14 protein-coding genes and 1 tRNA gene are annotated in these 18004 nt (G+C 47.1%); 5 read left to right on the top strand and 10 right to left on the bottom strand.

Annotated features, from left to right (window positions below):
* Positions 1-9: 9 nt before the first annotated feature.
* The 3 genes from H6F77_RS05040 to H6F77_RS05030 form a co-directional block, all read right to left on the bottom strand.
* A complete protein-coding gene (locus H6F77_RS05040; RefSeq protein ID WP_375335921.1) occupies positions 10-405 on the bottom strand; it encodes a TMEM165/GDT1 family protein in 396 nt (131 codons plus the stop codon).
* Between the two features lie 106 nt (positions 406-511).
* Positions 512-862, bottom strand: a complete 351-nt coding sequence (locus tag H6F77_RS05035) for a YkgJ family cysteine cluster protein (RefSeq protein ID WP_190485993.1) — start codon at positions 860-862, stop codon at positions 512-514.
* 318 nt (positions 863-1180) lie between these two features.
* Positions 1181-1957, bottom strand: coding sequence for a DUF1350 family protein (locus tag H6F77_RS05030; RefSeq protein ID WP_190485992.1), 777 nt, complete (start codon positions 1955-1957; stop codon positions 1181-1183).
* 725 nt (positions 1958-2682) lie between these two features.
* Between H6F77_RS05030 and H6F77_RS05025 the strand changes: the two genes are divergently transcribed.
* A complete protein-coding gene (locus tag H6F77_RS05025; RefSeq protein WP_190485990.1) occupies positions 2683-3819 on the top strand; it encodes a retropepsin-like aspartic protease family protein in 1137 nt (378 codons plus the stop codon).
* A 55-nt stretch (positions 3820-3874) separates the two neighbouring features.
* On the opposite strand, the gene trpD is transcribed toward H6F77_RS05025, so the two are convergent.
* From trpD to petB, 6 genes are all read right to left on the bottom strand, one after another.
* On the bottom strand, positions 3875-4987 hold the full coding sequence (gene trpD, locus H6F77_RS05020; RefSeq protein ID WP_190485987.1) for an anthranilate phosphoribosyltransferase: 1113 nt from the start codon (positions 4985-4987) through the stop codon (positions 3875-3877).
* A gap of 416 nt (positions 4988-5403) precedes the next feature.
* Positions 5404-5814, bottom strand: coding sequence for a hypothetical protein (locus tag H6F77_RS05015; protein WP_190485986.1), 411 nt, complete (start codon positions 5812-5814; stop codon positions 5404-5406).
* A 297-nt stretch (positions 5815-6111) separates the two neighbouring features.
* Positions 6112-7278: a glycosyltransferase family 4 protein gene (locus H6F77_RS05010; RefSeq protein WP_190485984.1), complete on the bottom strand. Its 1167-nt coding sequence runs from the start codon at positions 7276-7278 to the stop codon at positions 6112-6114.
* Between the two features lie 433 nt (positions 7279-7711).
* Positions 7712-8134, bottom strand: a complete 423-nt coding sequence (locus H6F77_RS05005; protein ID WP_190485981.1) for an ATP-binding protein — start codon at positions 8132-8134, stop codon at positions 7712-7714.
* Between the two features lie 249 nt (positions 8135-8383).
* Complete coding sequence (gene petD / locus H6F77_RS05000) at positions 8384-8866, bottom strand: cytochrome b6-f complex subunit IV (protein WP_190485979.1); 483 nt, start codon at positions 8864-8866, stop codon at positions 8384-8386.
* A gap of 119 nt (positions 8867-8985) precedes the next feature.
* Positions 8986-9633 carry a cytochrome b6 gene (gene petB, locus H6F77_RS04995; RefSeq protein ID WP_190485977.1) on the bottom strand — a complete coding sequence of 216 codons (648 nt, stop codon included), beginning with the start codon at positions 9631-9633 and terminating at the stop codon, positions 8986-8988.
* A 350-nt stretch (positions 9634-9983) separates the two neighbouring features.
* Between petB and ctpA the strand changes: the two genes are divergently transcribed.
* Positions 9984-11219: a carboxyl-terminal processing protease CtpA gene (gene ctpA / locus H6F77_RS04990; RefSeq protein WP_190485975.1), complete on the top strand. Its 1236-nt coding sequence runs from the start codon at positions 9984-9986 to the stop codon at positions 11217-11219.
* Positions 11220-11727: 508 nt separating this feature from the next.
* A complete protein-coding gene (locus tag H6F77_RS04985) occupies positions 11728-15258 on the top strand; it encodes a GAF domain-containing sensor histidine kinase (RefSeq protein WP_190485974.1) in 3531 nt (1176 codons plus the stop codon).
* Here the strand turns inward: H6F77_RS04985 and H6F77_RS04980 are convergent.
* On the bottom strand, positions 15213-15887 hold the full coding sequence (locus tag H6F77_RS04980; RefSeq protein WP_190486091.1) for an MBL fold metallo-hydrolase: 675 nt from the start codon (positions 15885-15887) through the stop codon (positions 15213-15215). The genes H6F77_RS04985 and H6F77_RS04980 overlap by 46 nt on opposite strands.
* Positions 15888-16063: 176 nt before the next feature.
* Between H6F77_RS04980 and H6F77_RS04975 the strand changes: the two genes are divergently transcribed.
* Both H6F77_RS04975 and H6F77_RS04970 read left to right on the top strand, forming a co-directional pair.
* Positions 16064-17608: a site-2 protease family protein gene (locus H6F77_RS04975; protein WP_190485972.1), complete on the top strand. Its 1545-nt coding sequence runs from the start codon at positions 16064-16066 to the stop codon at positions 17606-17608.
* Positions 17609-17866: 258 nt separating this feature from the next.
* Positions 17867-17939, top strand: a tRNA-Arg gene (locus tag H6F77_RS04970).
* Positions 17940-18004: the final 65 nt, after the last annotated feature.

Here is an 18004-nt window from a genome sequence, read left to right as displayed (position 1 = left end):
TTACTCAAACTAAAATTGCAATATTTCCCAGAATAGCGATGCGGCAATAAACAGCAAACTTACCGCAGCCGCCGAGTTCAGCGTTTTAGGAGAAATCCGAGTTGCCAACCATCGCCCTAAAAGTACCCCAACTAAGCTGGTAGCTATAAGTGCCGTCGCCGCACCAGCAAAAACGATCGCAGGTGATTGGGATTGGGCGCTCATCAGCAGAGTTGCCACCTGGGTTTTGTCGCCCATTTCTGCCAGAAAGATGGTTAAGAACGTAGAGCCGAACACTCCCCAGAAGCCTTGCTTAAAACTTCCTGGTTGAGCCATCGCTCTAGGTGTAGCTGGTTTAACTTGAGGTGCAGTGTCGCAGGGAGGCTCTAAGGTAGTGAGGGTAGGAGGCAAAGCGGAAGTTTTCACTCTGGTGTTTTGCTTAACGCTGTGTATTTTTCATATTCTTTTCATTTTCTCATTAAAAACCCGTTTTCCACAAGAAAACGGGTTGAAAAATTTGATAATTATAAGATCAGATACCAACTTCTCTATCAAAGCGGATCATTTCTAAACTGCGATCGCCATAAACCCCCTCAATCTGCTGGCGACAACACTCAATCGCAAAGTCGTTCAACTCTGGTGACTCAACACCGTACAATTCCTCGAACACATCCGGCAGAACCCGGCAAAATCGCGGTCTATCGGCGTAAATCCGGCATTCGCGGCTGTCGCGATCGAAATTTACGCACCAGCCGTCTTGACCAACCATACTTAAATAAAGCTGCAACTCTTCAAAGGAGAGATACTCATCCAAGTCCGGACGCTCGGCTGGATCTAGATGACAGCAGGCTCCGCATTGCTTAACACACCGCCAAGTTGCCATTTTTTGCAATTGACTCTAAAAAATTTCCCGTCTCCCCAGTCTAGCGGAATTGGGCATGAGGTATGGGTAAAAGTAGGGTTTTAATAACGGCGTAAGCAGACCCCATCGAACCATTGTCAATGTTGGATTTCGTGCCTCAAAGCCCACATCGCTTAACGGGGAACCCCCGCTTTTCTTGTGGCTCCCCAACCTACATCAGATGTTTATTTAATTTGCCTCTAGGCACTGGCAAAAACTCTTAAATACATAGCTTTTCTTTCTTTTGCATGACAGCCCTCATTCCCATAACTCTGGTTGGGAATATTTTTAACTTGCTTATTAGGCAGGGGACATTGGATCTAACCAGCGGAGAATTTCTCGCCTTAGCAGATTTAGTTCGCGGTACAAAATTTCTTGCTTTACCCATTGCCCAACTGCATCAAATGCTGTGAATTCTTTTCCCGCTTGCCAGCTAATATCTTGACCCAAAGGCGTGACATGAGTTCCTGCTAGAATCTGCATCGCTACCATGTTAGGAAAGCGTTTTTGCAATAACTCGCTTAAGCCTGTTGTTTGGTCGATAGTGTCGTTAGTAAATCTAACTAATAAATTGCGGGCAACGTTGTATTTTTGAGCAATGATGTTGTTAGTTTCAACAGGCGAAGGGGTAAACTCAACATTAAAAGCAGGACTGAAATTGAACTGCCCCACAAAAGGAATGGCATCGCGTGCTGCGTAGTTGTTGAAGGAAATAAGAATATTGCCAGCACGTTCGACTTGAAAAAGACTACCAATGAGTAGATGTAGCTTGCAGCCCATACTATGTCCGAGTCCGTAGATGGGGAGATAGCGGCGGCGCAGTATAGCTTTTTGGCGTAATTCGTCGAGGACGCCATTGAAGCTGAGAAGTACGTTACCTGCGATCGCGCTGTGATCCAGGGTATTTACAAAGGGCGTGGCAACTACAGCATAACCTTGTTTTGCTACCTGCTCTAGCAACCAACGGTAAGTTAGTTGGGGTGCGGCGGCAACGAATGCGCCCCCCAGAAAATGTACTATGCCAATAGGATGTTGCGGAATTAGTACCCAACTGCCAGAGATTTCTTGCCAGTCCATGAAGCGATCGCCTAGTAATACTTCTTTATATTAAACCGTGCGAATGGAATTGTCGGCTAGAGAAACAAAGTATTCCTGTGCGGGCTAATGAGCGATCGCTATTATGCTGCATACTCTCCGATAACAAACCCGAAACAGAGGACAATATAAAAATAGCTGTAGGTTGGGTGAAATGACATTGCAACCCAAAAAGGCTTATGATAGTTCGGTTTCCTTCCTCAACCAAATCTACGCAAGTTTTGTATTTTTAGGTCTAAGCGAACTGTATTACTCCAGATAATGCAGCAATCTCACTTTAAATTATTAGCCCAATTTATACCCAAGATGAGATAAGAAACCGCCGCGATCGCATAGGTAATCGATGAATTATCCCTACAAGACTTAAATTAAACAAATTGCGATATTTACTAAAGAACTTCACCGCCCAAATCTGGGAATATAATATCGGCGGATATCAAATACTTAAAAATTTGCTGTAATACCCCGCCGCAAAATTATTAGAGCGATCGCTTACTAAAAATCAAGGTAGCTAAACGATGCTATAGCCTTTTACATCGCTGCAATTTGCTGCTATAAACAGATAAAATGGGGCGCGGGTTTGTTGAGCCTGGTATTATCTGCGCGATCGCGCTCCCCCTAATTGACCTCATCTGTAGGCTAATATTTAGCTTATTCTTAGTAACAATCGCAGACTCGGGCTTATCGTTGCGATCGCCCTTTCGCCCATGTGGAAAACTTCTCGCTATCGCGGTGCGCTAATTGTCCTATACGGCACTTTAGCTTTTGTCAGTCTTGCCTGTAGCAGCGAAGATACTGCTACACCCCCCGCCGAACCCTCAAAGCCTATTGTCTCAGCCTCTCCGGCTGCCCCTCCCGCCCCCAAGCAGCTTGCTAAACGTAAGCAGGCTGCCACACCAGTGCCTCAGCCATCTCCCGTTATAGCCAACGCCTACGAAAGGGCGCTCGATGCTGCTCAAAGTGCCTCTAGTATCAGTCAATCTGCCCAGTCGATAGATGATTGGAACTTAGTCGTAAACCGCTGGGGGGAAGCGATCGCGCTTCTAAAAGCCGTCCCCTCCTCTAATCCCAACTCCGACGCCGCCAAAACCAAACTCTCTGAATATCAGCGTCAGCTTAACTACGCTCAAGCTCAACTAACTCGCCCTAAACCCACCCCCAAGCCAGCACGCATAATAGCGATCGCGCCCCCCAGAGTCCCTAATTCAGCTACTAACCCTGCTCCCAGCCTCCAAAACACTATAAATCGCCGCCTCTCTCCGGCTCCCGTTCCCCCAGTCTCCTCTACCGCAACTAGGCGTCCGCAACTGCCCCCCTCTTCGATCGCCACCCAACCCACGCCAGTCGTTCTATCCCCAAGGACAAACCTGCTCCCACCGTTGTCCCCATCCCCAACTGCAAGTCCGTCTGCTTCACCATCCCCAACGACAAACTCATCCGCCTCCCCATCGCCATCGCCAACGACAAGCCAAGCAGTATTTCGCACCCCAATCAAACGCAGAGCCGGACTGACACCAGTAATTGATGTCACCTTCAATGGCACGTCTACGTTTGAAATGATTGTGGATACTGGTGCTAGCGGAACTTTCATTACTCAAGCTATGGCGGAAAAACTCAGCGTTGTAGCGGACAGCGAGGTGACAGCCGATACAGCCAGCGCCAAAGGGGTAAAATTTCGCGTAGGGAAAATCAAGTCAATTGCCGTCGCGGGTGTCGTGGCTAAGGATGTATCGGTAGCGATCGCGGGGCCAGATTTGGATACGGGACTGCTAGGGCATGACTTTTTTGGCAACTATGACATCACCATCAAACGCGATGTTATTGAATTTCAGGCGCGATCTTAAAAAGTAAAAAATAAATCGCCTCGTTCCCAGGCGCAGGCTGGGAACGCCATTTGCTTTAATCGCGCAGAAATTGCACTAACTGTTCTAGCTTTGACCAAGCAGCGCCGCTGTGCAGGATATCAAAAGCAAGCGCGATATTGCTTTGCAACGCTGGTGCGATCGCTGTCTCATAATCTCCCGTCGGTATTGTCCCGCCCACCAAGATCGCCAGCGCCGCGTTCAACGCCACCACTTCCTGTTGTGCTTGAGTCCCCTTACCTTGCAGGACGTTCCGCAGAATTTCCGCATTTTCCTCTACGTCCCCGCCCCGTATTGCCCCTGTAGTTGCTGGCGCCAAACCTAGCTCTTGCGGATGCAGTGTTGCTACTTGCACCTCACCCGCCGACAGTATAGCTAAATCCGTACTATCGGCTAACCCCGCCTCATCCAGCTTTTCACGCCCGTGCAGAACAATCGCCTGTTTAGTACCCAATTGCCTCAAGGCATGAGCAACTGTCCCCACCAAATTTGGATCGAAGACGCCAATCACTTGCCCAGTTGGTCGCAGTGGATTAACTAACGGCCCTAGTAAATTAAACACCGTCCGTACTTTCAGCGTTTTCCGTAGCGGTGCAACCACCTTCAATGCTGGATGCCAACCGGGGGCAAACAAAAAAGTTATGCCAACTTCTGATAGTGCCGCCTGCACTTTCTCACCAGTGGCGTTGAGGTTGATTCCCAGCGCTTCCAACACATCAGCCGAACCCACCCGACTAGAAGCAGAACGATTGCCGTGCTTGGCAACTGGCACGCCAGCAGCAGCAGCGACAAAGGCAACTGCCGTCGAGATGTTAAAGGTTGATGCGCCATCCCCCCCAGTGCCACACGTATCTATCAAGGTTGTGGGGAGGCGCGATAAATCGCCGTCTTTACTAGATTGAGCCTGCAAAACTTGAGCCATACCAGCCAGTTCGTCAGCACCAACGCCTTTGGCTTGAAGCGCTGCTAAAATTGCGCCCGATAAGACTGGCGGAATTTCCTCGCTTAACCATCCATGCATTAAAGAAGCCGATTGTTCTAGGGAGAGCGATCGCCCCATTAGCAGTTCTTGTAGATAGCTTGGCCAGTCTTGCGCTTCGTTTCCGTCGGGCTGCGCGTCTTTTAATACTGATGAATCGGGTATTGCCATCGATAATTTTGTTGGTGACGTACTGCGTTTTATTAAATTTACGCCTTTAGCTGACTTATCACATATATGTATTTTTTTCAACAGCTAGAATTTAAATTCTAGTTAATTGCTAAGGCTGAATGTGATGATATTTACTTACACATTTAATTAATACCAATTCACTTTATCGCTACACTTGTGATTTACTGTTTGCCCCATCGTTCCCACGCAGAGCCTGGGAATGTGGAGGGTTGGCTCTATTGCAGGCAATTTGTGAAATGGTATCAGATGGTGGTAAAAAACACGCGGTTAATCGCAGCGTTACTCTTCCTTGAGACAGAGTTGAAAATTTGTAGATAACTATAATAGCGCGATCGCCAATTTAACCAAAATATCAGGCGATCGCGATATCTACTACAGTCTGCTCTAGCACCTAGTTACTTCACGCATTCTTGAAAACTTTTGGCGGCAGCATCAGGTAGTTGGTCAAAGCGTAGTTTAAATAATCCTTCCAAGCCGAGAGATTCAGCTAGCGATGGTTCCCCATTCATAGAAGCAGGCTTTTCTTGACTAACATCCTTATTACCGGTGACCTTATCTGTACCCGCGAAGCAAAACTTGATATTTTGTTCACCTTGTTGGTAGAAAAGACCTGCAATTTTGCCACCTGTTTTGCGAAAAACCACGTATCCCGCTCCAGCTTCGGCAGGAGATGATGCTTCCCCAAAAAAGTAATCGCCATTGGGAAGACTTTGAAGATTTTGTCCAGATTGGGCTAAGACCGATGAAGATGCAACGGTCATCAACGTACAACCCATCATTAAACTTACTAGCAACCCGCCTTTCATCACTGCTCTCCCGATCTTGATAAACTCCAAATTTGCTAGACGAAAACTGAAGACAAATGTTGCTTAACTGTAATATTTTTTATTAGCGATCGCTATTAGTTATTGGTTGCTCTCTAGTACTTATGGTGATGATTAGAACTGATTAATTCGCTCAAATGCTTGCTGGCTAATCAATTGCCTATCTCCTATCCCTCATGCCCTATGCCTAAAAAAGGGTTTGGCCACCACAAGTACGATATAACCTTATTTGTTTGCGTTCCCGTCAACATTTTCTCTTATACATCTAAGGGGAAGTAGTTATTTAAGAAGTTCGTTTAATCGAGAAGCTAAAGCATCTTTACCAAATTTAGCTAAGGTTTGTTCTCGCAACCAGCGACCATCACAGCGGCGATCGCCTCCCTTGAGCATTTCAATACAAGCCTTTGCTACTGCATCTGGCTTCCGGTGGGGGACTCGCCAGCCCAAAAGTCCATCCTGCAAGGGGTCTGCTGACCCATCGTTGTCGCCTGAAAGGACTGGCAGCCCGCAGGCCATCGCCTCTAAATAAACAATACCAAAGCCTTCCTGGGAAGGCATGATGTAGGCATCGGCGACACGGTAATGCTCTACTAACTCTTCTGTGGGGACAAAGCCAGCAAACACAACGCGGTCGGCGACGCCCAAATCTTGGGCTAGTTGAGCTAGTCTGGGTTGGTCGTCGCCGCGACCGATTACTAAATATTTGACTTCTGGAAAAACTTGTAATATCTCTGGCAAAGCGCGAATTGTCACATCAACGCCCTTGTAGATATCGCCAGACCACAAACGCGCTACTGTCATTAATACTTTCGCGCCTGCAAGATTATATCGCTCGATTAAGGCTTCTGGCTTGGAGCCTGGGGTGAAGGCTTTACCATCGATAGCGCACGGTAACATATGAACTTGCTTAGGGTTTAGCTTATTGGCAGCACAAGCCTTGTCGCGGCTAAATTTGCTTATAGTCCAAATTTCATCTGCCTGCTGAAGCGCCTTTCTCTCTGGTTCGGGTAAGGGTTCCCAAACTTCCTTGCCGTAAGTAAGAACTGTGTAGGGAATACCCAGCGGCTGACAGAGCATCTGAACGAGGGGTGCTAGATGAATGTGACCGCAAAAAACGTGTTGTGGGCGTCGTTGCAACAGAAAAAGTAATAGCCCCGCCGCCAAGCGGCATCTACCCAGCTGGCGAGGCTGGGTTTTCATATAATGAAAACCCAGCCTGCTATTTTTTTTGCTAGTGCGGGTTTTCTCAAAAGGATTTTGACATCCAGGGCGATCGCGTAGTAAAAATACTTCCGCTCTTGGCCGATCTGGTAGTGATAGATAAGCGTTCAAAATGTCTTTGACATAAGATTGAATGCCACCTTCGGACTCAAAAATTTCTAAGAAAACAAATACATAGTTGGCAGCGGAGTTATCTGTCTGACCCACTTGTGTGTTTTCTCCCACATGACTCTCCCAGGATCTTAGAAAACCTTGAGGGCGCGATGAATCAGTAATTTTGCTTAATATAAGCTTAGATATACCTTAATTTCCCCACTCCCCCAATAAATTAGTAGCTGCCCTGAAATGGGGACGTGAAAAACTCGTGTAACGAGGCTAAAAACTGATGTTAAAGTGCCGACAGATTCAATGCAAATTCCGTAGCAAAGTGTTACAAATTTAATTTAACTAGGGGCAATTGTTCAAACTATTGAAGCGCATAGCTGTTGTTTTTTTTGCCTTTTAACTTACTTAGCGATCGCCCTTTGCATCCCATCCAGCCCTAGACAGTAACGATGCAATTGCCACTAATCTTCCCACATTTCGGGATGATTGTATTTTTTTACGATGGTGTTTGCAACATTCGGCACATACGTTTCCCAGAATCACCAACCAACTATTATTTTCGGGACTTGACAATCAGCAGGCAGTTTCTATTATCCGGAAGGCGATCGTAAACAACCCGATCGGATAACCGACGCAACAGGAACCACCCGAACCCGCCTTCTTGTAGCGTTCCCGGCTCCGGCTCCTTAAGTAAATCTGGATTAAAAGGGTTTCCCCAATCCCAAATCCTGATTTCCATGCGGTCATCCCACAACTCTAGCTCAAGCTCAATTGGAGTTTCAGGCGGTAATTTGTGATGCGCGTGGCGGACGGCGTTACTAAATCCTTCAGCCATTGCCAGTTTAAGAGCATAGACTTGTCTGTCCGACCAGTCGTCGGAGCAGATATGTAGAAGGCTGAATTGCTCAAACCAATCCAGCACCTGGTTCAGGAGGTTCAAATCGCTCTTTAGCGTCAGACGGTCGTGCTTCAACATATCTCCCGCTCGTCCCTCACCTGCCCCTACCTTACCTCAGTTAGCTGCATATTGAGCCTCTTGGCATCGCATAGCTGTCGCTTACCCCCGAACATAAACCTATGCCATAAAATCGACGCCTGCTAAGTTTACTGGCAGCACATTCGCACGGCTAACAAACTCACAGGCGTCAAATCTTAAGATATTAAACTTTTTTTCACTGGGGGAAACCCCCAGCATCCCCACTTTTGAGATTGCGAACTTGCCCTCTTAGAACAAGCCAAGCGTTAGGGATTTGTCAATTGGGAAAGTAGCACCGATACCCAGCCAGATTGTAAACAGAGTGCCAAACAGGAACAATGTTGTAGCAACTGGACGGCGGAACGGGTTTTGGAACTTGTTGACGTTCTCAATAAAGGGAATAAGCATCAACGCCAAGGGAATACCAGACATACAGGCGATACCCAGCAATTTACTAGGTAGAATTCGCAAAATCTGGAAAACAGGCCACAAGTACCATTCCGGCAGAATTTCCAACGGAGTAGCAAAGGGATTGGCTGGTTCGCCGACCACTGCTGGGTCAAGCACAGCCAAGCCGATGCACAGGGCTATCGACCCCATAATCACAACGGGGAAGATATACAGCAGGTCGTTTGGCCAAGCTGGTTCGCCATAATAGTTATGACCCATACCTTTGGCTAGCTTGGCACGCAAAGCTGGATCGGCTAGGTTGGGCTTTTTGAGTGTTGCCATTTTTTGTTCTCCTTACAAGTCTAAAAATTTTGAGCTATTGGAAGCCTAATCGCATTTTGAGTGATGAGTTTTAAATTAAAAATTCTAACTCACTCTCATCACTCAAAGCTCATCAGTGCTTACAATGGGCCAGAAATGCCCTGCTTGCGAATCATCAAGAAGTGTATCAGCATGAAAACTGCAATCAGCCAGGGCAGAACAAAGGTGTGCAGGCTGTAGAAGCGAGTCAGCGTTGCTTGGCCAACACTTTCACCACCGCGCATTAGTTCGACGATTTGATCGCCAACAACGGGTATAGCTGCGGGTACGCCGGATACAATTTTGACAGCCCAGTAACCAATCTGATCCCAAGGCAGCGAATAGCCTGTGACGCCAAAGGAAACTGTAATTACGGCTAGAATCACACCTGTCACCCAGGTTAGTTCGCGGGGCTTTTTGAAACCACCTGTAAGGTAGACCCGGAAAGTGTGCAAAATCATCATCAGCACCATCATGCTGGCAGACCAGCGGTGGATGGAGCGGATGAGCCAGCCGAAGTTGACATCTGTCATCAGGTACTGGACTGAAGTAAAGGCCTCTGTAACCGTCGGCTTGTAGTAAAAGGTCATTGCAAATCCAGTAGCAAACTGGACTAAAAAGCAAGTCAAGGTAATCCCACCCAAGCAGTAAAAAATATTAACGTGGGGAGGTACATACTTGCTGGTAACGTCATCGGCAAGCGCCTGAATCTCTAGGCGTTCCTCAAACCAGTCGTACACGTTGGCCATATAGACAAGATTTCCTAAAAATCGATTGCTGTTTTTTTCACGCTTAAACCCGTTGGCCGTGCTGCACAAAAGTTCAGAGTCTTACGCCTCCGGTTTTGAGTTAGGGCGAGCCTTGGAGCTTTGGGTCAAGGGTAGGTTAGCACGTAGGGCTAACTTTCCAACGTCAGTTGTCAGTTCTTAAGATACAACCAACGAAGGCTGCTGTCTAAAAGCCTTCTAGCAAGAGAGACACTCAAGCTAGAGACTCGTAACTAAGCGAGCTGATGGCCAGAACACTTGGTTGGTACATTTGGGCATAGCGCAGCCTCTATAAAAAAATGTAACATAGCCCGAAAGGGAGATTCTTTGTCATGCACAAACGATTTGTAAAAGCCGTATTCGTACTGATCTTACAAACTATTGTAACGTTTGGCTGGTGGGCATCGCCTGCTGCTGCTTTTACTTCTGAACAGCAACTTTTTCAGGAAGCTTGGCGAATTGTGAATCGATCTTACCTGGATGATACGTTCAATCATCAGAATTGGTCGATGCTGCGTCAACAAGCTTTGAAACAGCCACTGGAAAACCGGGAGGAGACGTACTCTGCCATTCAGGACGTACTGGGGAAACTCGACGATCCCTTTACGCGGCTTTTAAAACCAGTGCAGTATCGTAGCTTGCAGGTGAACACTTCGGGGGAATTAACGGGGGTGGGATTGCAAATTGCCCTGGATGGGGAGACTGGGGAACTGGTGGTGATCGCGCCAATTGCTGGTTCTCCTGCGGAGCAGGCTGGAATCAGATCGCGCGATCGCATTCTTAAAATTGATGGCGTTCCCACACCGTCGCTGACTATCGATGACGCAGCGGCGCGGATGCGTGGCCCAGCGGGTACCGCCGTTACGCTTACTGTTCAACAATCAGGTGTAGAGCCAACTGAAATACAGCTAGTGCGATCGCGCATTGCTCTTAACCCTGTCTATGCATCATTGGATTCTCAGTCTGGCAACGTTCCCATCGGTTATATTCGCCTCTCCCAGTTCAGCGCCAACGCACCCACTGAGGTAAGCCGCGCTGTTAGTCGTTTGAAGTCACAAGGGGCACAAGCCTACATTCTCGATCTGCGTAACAATCCTGGCGGTCTGTTGCAGGCAGGCATTGAAATTGCCCGCATCTGGTTGGATACGGGCACAATTGTCTACACTGTTAACCGCCAAGGTATTCTTGGCAGCTTTGACGCAGATGGAGGGGCGCTCACTGATTCACCCCTAGTTGTTTTAGTCAATCAGGGTAGTGCCAGTGCAAGTGAAATTCTTGCTGGTGCCCTACAGGATAACCATCGCGCCACCTTAGTGGGTGAGAAAACTTTTGGTAAAGGCTTAATTCAATCTTTGTTTGACCTCTCGGATGGCTCGGGCTTGGCTGTCACCGTCGCCAAGTATGAGACGCCAAATCACCGAGATATTCATAAACTGGGTATCAGCCCAGACAAGGTAGTTCCCCTAGAACCAATCTCGCTCGACCAAGTGGGTACGGCGGCAGATGGCCAATATCAGGCTGCTATAGAGGTATTAACATCCAGCTCTGTTCTGGCTGGTGCTGCTTAAATACAGCCCACAGCGCTGTCTTCCGCAACGTGCGCGGTTCGCCCGCGCACGACTAATATTTTGCTGACATCTCACGCAATAACCAGCAATATCCACGTTCGGAAATTTCTACTTGGCAAGCTTTTACTCTCTATTTTTTGCTAAAGGGCAATTTCTTTACAAAAACTTTATATTTACTTTGCTTTGCTTTGACAGAGATTAAATTCAAATTAAAATATGAGTGTAAATTAGGAATTAATCCAGGTTTGTCAATAACTTTATCGGTAAGAGTGAGTAATCGCCACTCACATAGTTGCCGGAGAGGAGTAAGAATAAACACTCAGTAAGCAAAAATGTTAAGTACCGATCGCGTTAGTGAATAAAAGATGGGAATCACCACCAGAAATTATTGACTATATGCGATCGCAATGACAAATGTTCATTGCTAGACCTGTAATTAGCACTAAGCGTTTAGTTAAAAGCTAGTTGCCGTCCAGCGCTTATATACAAAAATAGAGCCGTCGGGGTCATGTTCTTCTTCCCTAGTGCTGCAAAATACTCTCTTAAACAGTCATCTCTTTTGGCTGTATCTCAAGCGATAGTAAAATTACTAACCTCCCTTCCAGATACCAGAGTAGTAGTAATTGGCTCTAGCGATCCAAGCTTTAGTGCCCAAGTCGTTTTTGGCTCACAACTGGAGAAGCAAGATCGCTTGCTTGCCAACGGCATACTATCGCGATCGCTGGTGGAAATAGATGCAGAGCTTGGCGCCGACACACTAGCCGCAGCCGCTACCATATGCTCCTCCCGACTCGTACCACCTAGAGGAAAAAACTCCGGAGAAACCGAGGGGTATTCAGAATGGTGGAAATATGCTTTTACTGAAGGTTCTCCAGCCGAAGGACGCGCCCTCTCGGCGGTGAATAACTGTTATTTGAAGTTGGCAGGTAGCTTGCCAAATCAGAACGGTCATAGGTTATCTAGAGAGCCTCATACACTGCCAGAAGATTTTCTAGAAGCAAAGGGAACTGGGCCTTGGTTCCCCTACAATTTAAATTTAGAGGAATTTTTTGAGACAAAAATCTTAAACGGTAACAAGTCAATAGCAAACCAGGCAAATAGGCAGCAAAACAAAATAGTAATTTGGGGACTAGGCGATCGCTTTAATGTTTTGTTGCAAGCTACTGCAATTAATGATGTTGGGCAACAGCACAACCCGGCTAACCCTTATCAATTAAATTTAGTCTTCGAGCCAGCTATTGCAGCCACAATTTCTACAGAGATCGAACGATCTGTGCAAGAGAAACCAGAAATTCTTGCTGCATTTATCAAAGCCACTGATGGATGGTCTGCTCAACCCAATCTGCCAGCCTTGCAGAGCGAATTTACTTTGCACCTGCTAGCAGCACTGGACGCTATGGACAACGATGCGGACGATTGCTCAGGGCAGGAAAATTCAAATTTAGACCCTAGTGCTTTGCTTCTTAATGCTTCGCTAAAGCCCGTACACGAATTAAAACAAGAAGGTAAGAACTCAAAAACAGTAGAAGGCGGGTTGATAAAGAATGTATGGCCGATCTCAGAATTGCCAATTAGATCCGCAAAGACAAATCAAAACAAAGAGGGGAAAAATCGCGGCTCTACAAGTGAGGATGTTTACCCGCGATCGCAACAACAATTGTTGTTGCAAGAAAAGTTGCTGCACCAATTACTGCGCGTTAACCGTTCGCCTATGGGAGCGCAGGCAATATTACAGCGTTCGGCAACAGTAATTCAAGAAACATTGGGAGTAAGCCGATGTTTAATCGCGTTCTACAGTGGGAAAAATGCATCGCGAATATCGGGCGCGATCGCCTTTGCACAAGAAATACCATTGACACAGCGACAAAATAACTACCCCGATTGGCACGCCATCGAACAACACATTCAACAACATTATCCAGATAAATCTTGGGCAACCGAACCCCAAGAAAGCGATCGCGCTATCGATCCAATTTTTGCAACTCCTGCCGCTAAATCGCTATTTTTAAGTTGGTTTGTGCCAGGAGGCGAGCGCGCCAAAAATTCATCCCAAACCCAAGCCCCATCATGCGGGCTGCTGCTAGTTGAGCAATGGGAGCAAGATCGAGTCTGGCAAACCTGGGAAAAGCAATTGCTTCATCTGGCGCTTCACCAAGTACACCAGAGCCTAGAAGAAGCAGATCTTTACCAGAAAGCTCAAGAACGGGCAAACCACGCGGCACTGTTGAATCGTCTCGTTGAGCAGATCAGGGCTTCCCTAGAATTGCCTAAGATATTTGAAACCGTCACCAGCGAACTGGGACAACTGCTAGTGGCAGATCGTTGTTCAATTTTGCAGTATTTAGAAGAGCCACAAAGTTGGCAGCCGATTACTGAGTATCGCGCCCATAACGATATCCCCACCGCCATTAATCTGATAGTTCCCGATCAAAATAACCCAGTAATATCGCAACTGCACAACTTACACGTTGTTGAGGTCAGCGATACGCGGGTGCTAGAAGACCCATTTAATCAGTTTCTGGCGGAAAAGTATCCAGGGGCTTGGCTGATGGTGCCGATTCACCGCCAAGAAAAAATTTGGGGTTGCCTAGCATTTAATCAAGATCGATGTACCCGCTACTGGCACCATTCGGAGCTAAATTTTCTGATTGCCGTTGCCGACCAGCTAGCGCTCGCCATCCACCAAGCTACGCTATACCAACAGATTCAGCAGCAAAATCAAACCTTGGAAGCCTTAGTCTTAGCTCGCACGGCTGAACTGGAAAGTTTCTTTGACGCCCATCCAGATAGCATTTTTGTAGTCGAGCGCCAAGACCTGCGCCTTCGCTTTTGCAACCATGCCTTTGCCCACAGTCTTGGTTTGGAAAATTGCCACTCAGTTCAAGGCAGATCTATCCTTGAGTGCAAGTCGGGCTTGTTAGCCAATTCCTTTGCCAAACAAAATCTGCGCGTTTTTGAATCTGGTCAGACTCTACACGAGCAAGAAACCCTGCATCTCGCTGATGGCATCCACCACTTCGACACCTTCAGAGTACCCCTCAAACACCCCAACGGCGAAGTTTATGCCTGTTTAGGGACTTCACGCGATATTACAGAGCTAGTTCAGACCAAGCAGGCTCTATCCGATTTAACCGATCAACTCCAGCAAGCCTTAATCGACACGCGATCCGCTTCTCAGGCTAAAAGCGAGTTTCTAGCCAGTATGAGCCACGAGTTAAGAACGCCCCTAACCGCTGTGATTGGTATGTCCTCGGCTCTACTAAAGCAGTACTTTGGCTCGCTCAACCCCAAGCAGTCAGAATATATCCAAATTATTCATAACAGCGGACAACACTTGTTGCAGCTGATTAATGACATTCTCGATTTGTCTAAGATTGAAGCGGGTAAAGCTTCTTTGTCTATCGACCAGTTCTCCTTGCGTGACGTTGCCGAAGTCAGCATGGCACTGCTGCGGGAAAAAGCCCAAGTACAAAAAGTTAAACTGGTTGCTGACTTAGAAGGACTGCCACTAAACGATAACTTCTATGGCGATGAACGGCGAGTCAAGCAAATTCTGCTAAACCTGCTCTCGAATGCCGTCAAGTTCACGCCTGCTGGGGGGATGGTTCGCTTGTGTATATACTATGACGGCCACGCTGTCAAAATTGAGGTTGCAGATACTGGCATTGGTATTCCTCCGGAACAACAGCATCTTTTGTTTCAAGCTTTTCAACAAATTGATAGCTACCTTTCTCGCCAGCATCAAGGCACGGGTTTGGGACTGGCTTTGACTCGCCAGTTAGTTGAGATGCACGGCGGCAAGATTGAGTTTAAGTCTACTGTGGGTGTGGGGACGGTGTTCGCGGTTTATCTGCAAGCTCAACCGCCCCAACTGGATACAGCCACCGAGGACGTTGAATGCTCTGAGGTGGGAAATTCCCAATCTGTGAAATTCACAAAATTGAATGTCTCCAGCCATTCTGTCGCTTTGCCAAAAGGTGAAGAAACAGCAGTTCAAACTAATGGTTGCGACTGCAAACAAGAAGCTAAATCTAGTTGAGATAACTGCTGGTAAGCCTGTTGTACTGTCAACTTTCCGCGCAAAAACCCGGTATTCGCCCCCGGACAAATATAGTTCAAAGTTTCTGGTGTAAACCGCTCCAGCAGTAACTTAACGCCGTCGATTTGTCGCCGCCAGTGAAAGGTTTTAGATGTCCGCAACGGCATGATTTGCCCTTGTTGGTTGGGCAGCAAATGACGCCCGGAGAACAATACTCCATCGAGACCAGTGTAATATAGGCAGGATGAACCTGGAGAATGCCCAGGCGTCCAAATGACATATGTGCTGGAAGTAAGGGTACATTCTTTCTGAAATGGCGTTATCTTAAGTCCCGGTAAGAGATAAGCTTCCTGCTCTTGGATCGATATCTCGCACTGGGTAGCTTGCTGAATTTCTTTCGATGCGCCAATCCCACCCCGATGGGTGATAAACAGCCACTGCACACCTCCTTTGTCTTGAAGAAATTTTTGGTTTGCCTCATCCCACGCCGGACAATCGATCAGGATATTTCCCTGATTTTCTACAATGAGATAGGCGGTACCACCCAACGTGTCTCGATTGGGCGGAAAGGCAAAGATGTTGTCAAAAACAGGACGTGGCGGTTTTAGTGAGAGAGATGGAGTGTTTATCGCATTTGGGTTGTCAGCTTGAATGATGGATTCGTGTTCTGGGGAGTTGGGTTGCACTTTGGCTGTTGTCCGTTTTTATTTTTTAGTTGTTAGTTATTAGTTGATATTGTCACTAGCTACTATCTGTTAGCGACTATCCGCTACCAACTAACCAATGACCAATTCAAATTTTTAGCATGGAACTCTGGTTGCTCCTAATACTATTGGGTCTGTTCACCTACTTCATCGTAAAGCGCAGTGTGACAGGCATTACGCGGACGCCGATCTGGATTTTGTGGTTGGTGATGATGACACCAGCGCTGATTTGGACTGGCTGGGTTTTGGTTAACGGTGAAAAGACGCCTATGCCAATTGTGCTGGCGATCGCTCCTTTTGCGATCTGTCCGGTTGTCTATTGGCTGTTGGTTGAGTCGGGTCGTCCCAAAAATAAAGATCCTCATGCTTCCCAAAATGAACCCGTAGTCTCTGATTCTCAAAACAAGAATTCCGCGGGAACCGAGACAAACCCTCTCGCTGGCGAACAGTCAACGGTGCGTCCCATTAGTCAAGCAGAAGAAACCAGTTTGCGGAAGTGTTTTCCTTGGTCTATCTACTATTTGGAAGACATTGAGTACCGTCCTCAAACTGTCCTAATACGCGGTAAGCTACGCACCAATCCAGAGGAGGCTTACAAGACGATTCAGGAGAATGTTCAGGGATTATTTGGCGATCGCTTCTTCGTCCTTTTTCAAGAAAGTCTTACGGGAAAACCTTTCTTCGCCTTAGTTCCCAACCCCCACCGCCTAACTTCAGATGCTACAGCTAACACTGAGACTGTAACGCGACCAGTGGTAGCGTTAGGTTTACTATGCGTCACTTTGTTTACCAGTACGCTGATTGGAGCCAGTATTGCCGCCGATAAGCCTATTCCGAGTAGCCAGGTGGTATCTAATGCAAATTTATTAATTACAGGATTGCCCTTTGCCATTTCGCTGATCGCCATTCTAGGTATCCACGAATTTGCTCGCTACCTGTGTGCTGTCTTCTACAAGATTCGCACGACGCTGCCTTACTTTCTGCCCGTGCCTTTTTTCCCAGGTACGTTTGGGGCGTTTATGCAGATGCGATCGCCCGTTCCTCACCGTAAAGCTTTATTTGACATCGCTATTGTTGCTTCTGTAGCAGGCTTTGCGATCGCAATACCTATTCTGCTTTGGGGTTTGGCTCACTCAGATGTAGTTAAATTATCCGACAAGTCCGCAATATTCAATTTTCAATCGCTTAACCCCAGGTTTTCCCTTTTGCTAACCCTTCTGAGCAAATTGGCACTGGGTAGTCAATTTGCACCCAACTATGGCATTAACCTCCATCCCGTAGCGGTAGCTGGTTGCATCGGTTTGGTGTGGACAGCTTTCAAGTTGATGCCTATAGGCAGACTTGATGGCGGTCACATCGTCCACGCCATGTTTGGACAACGCACTGGTGCTGGCATTGGTCAAGTTGTTCAGTTGTTGCTGTTGGCTCTGTGTTTGATAAACTCTTTCGTAAACAAGCAGTCCGACTCTTTGCTCTGGTTTATTACGATTTTCTTTCTATTTATGCCCATAGTGGATGAACCAGCTCTCAACGATGTGTCAGAACTTGATAACAGGCGTGACTTTTGCGGCTTAGCAATCCTTGCTCTGCTAGTTAGTATTGTTTTGCCAGCCCCCGCAATTCTTACTACCCTCCTGCATATTTGAAAATTTTTCTAAATCCACTAATTTTCGCTTGCAAAAGGGTATCTCACTTAGCAGATAGCATGGGGCGATCGCCCCATGCTATCTATCAACCGAATGCGACGCTACCCTGAATCTGGATTCATCCCGGCTTTGCATCAAGGCTGGCGTCCGCCAAGAGAGGAAAGAACCGCCGCCCGACAAGCAACTAAAGGCTAGCCAGTAATTCTGTTGGCGATCGCCCCCATTCGCTCTGATGTGCTATAATGAAAAAACATATAAGGGCGCGTGGCTCAGTGGATAGAGCAACAGATTCCGGTTCTGTGGGTCGGGGGTTCAAATCCCTCCGCGCTCGTTTATAAAGCTAAAAGTAAAAAATAAAGGCAATAGAAGGATTTTCTATTGCCTTTATTTTTTACT

Source organism: Microcoleus sp. FACHB-831 (assembly GCF_014695585.1).
Taxonomy (GTDB): domain Bacteria; phylum Cyanobacteriota; class Cyanobacteriia; order Cyanobacteriales; family FACHB-T130; genus FACHB-831.
The sequence above is the reverse complement of the archived record's forward strand: the minus strand, read 5'-3'. Positions and strand labels throughout refer to the sequence as shown.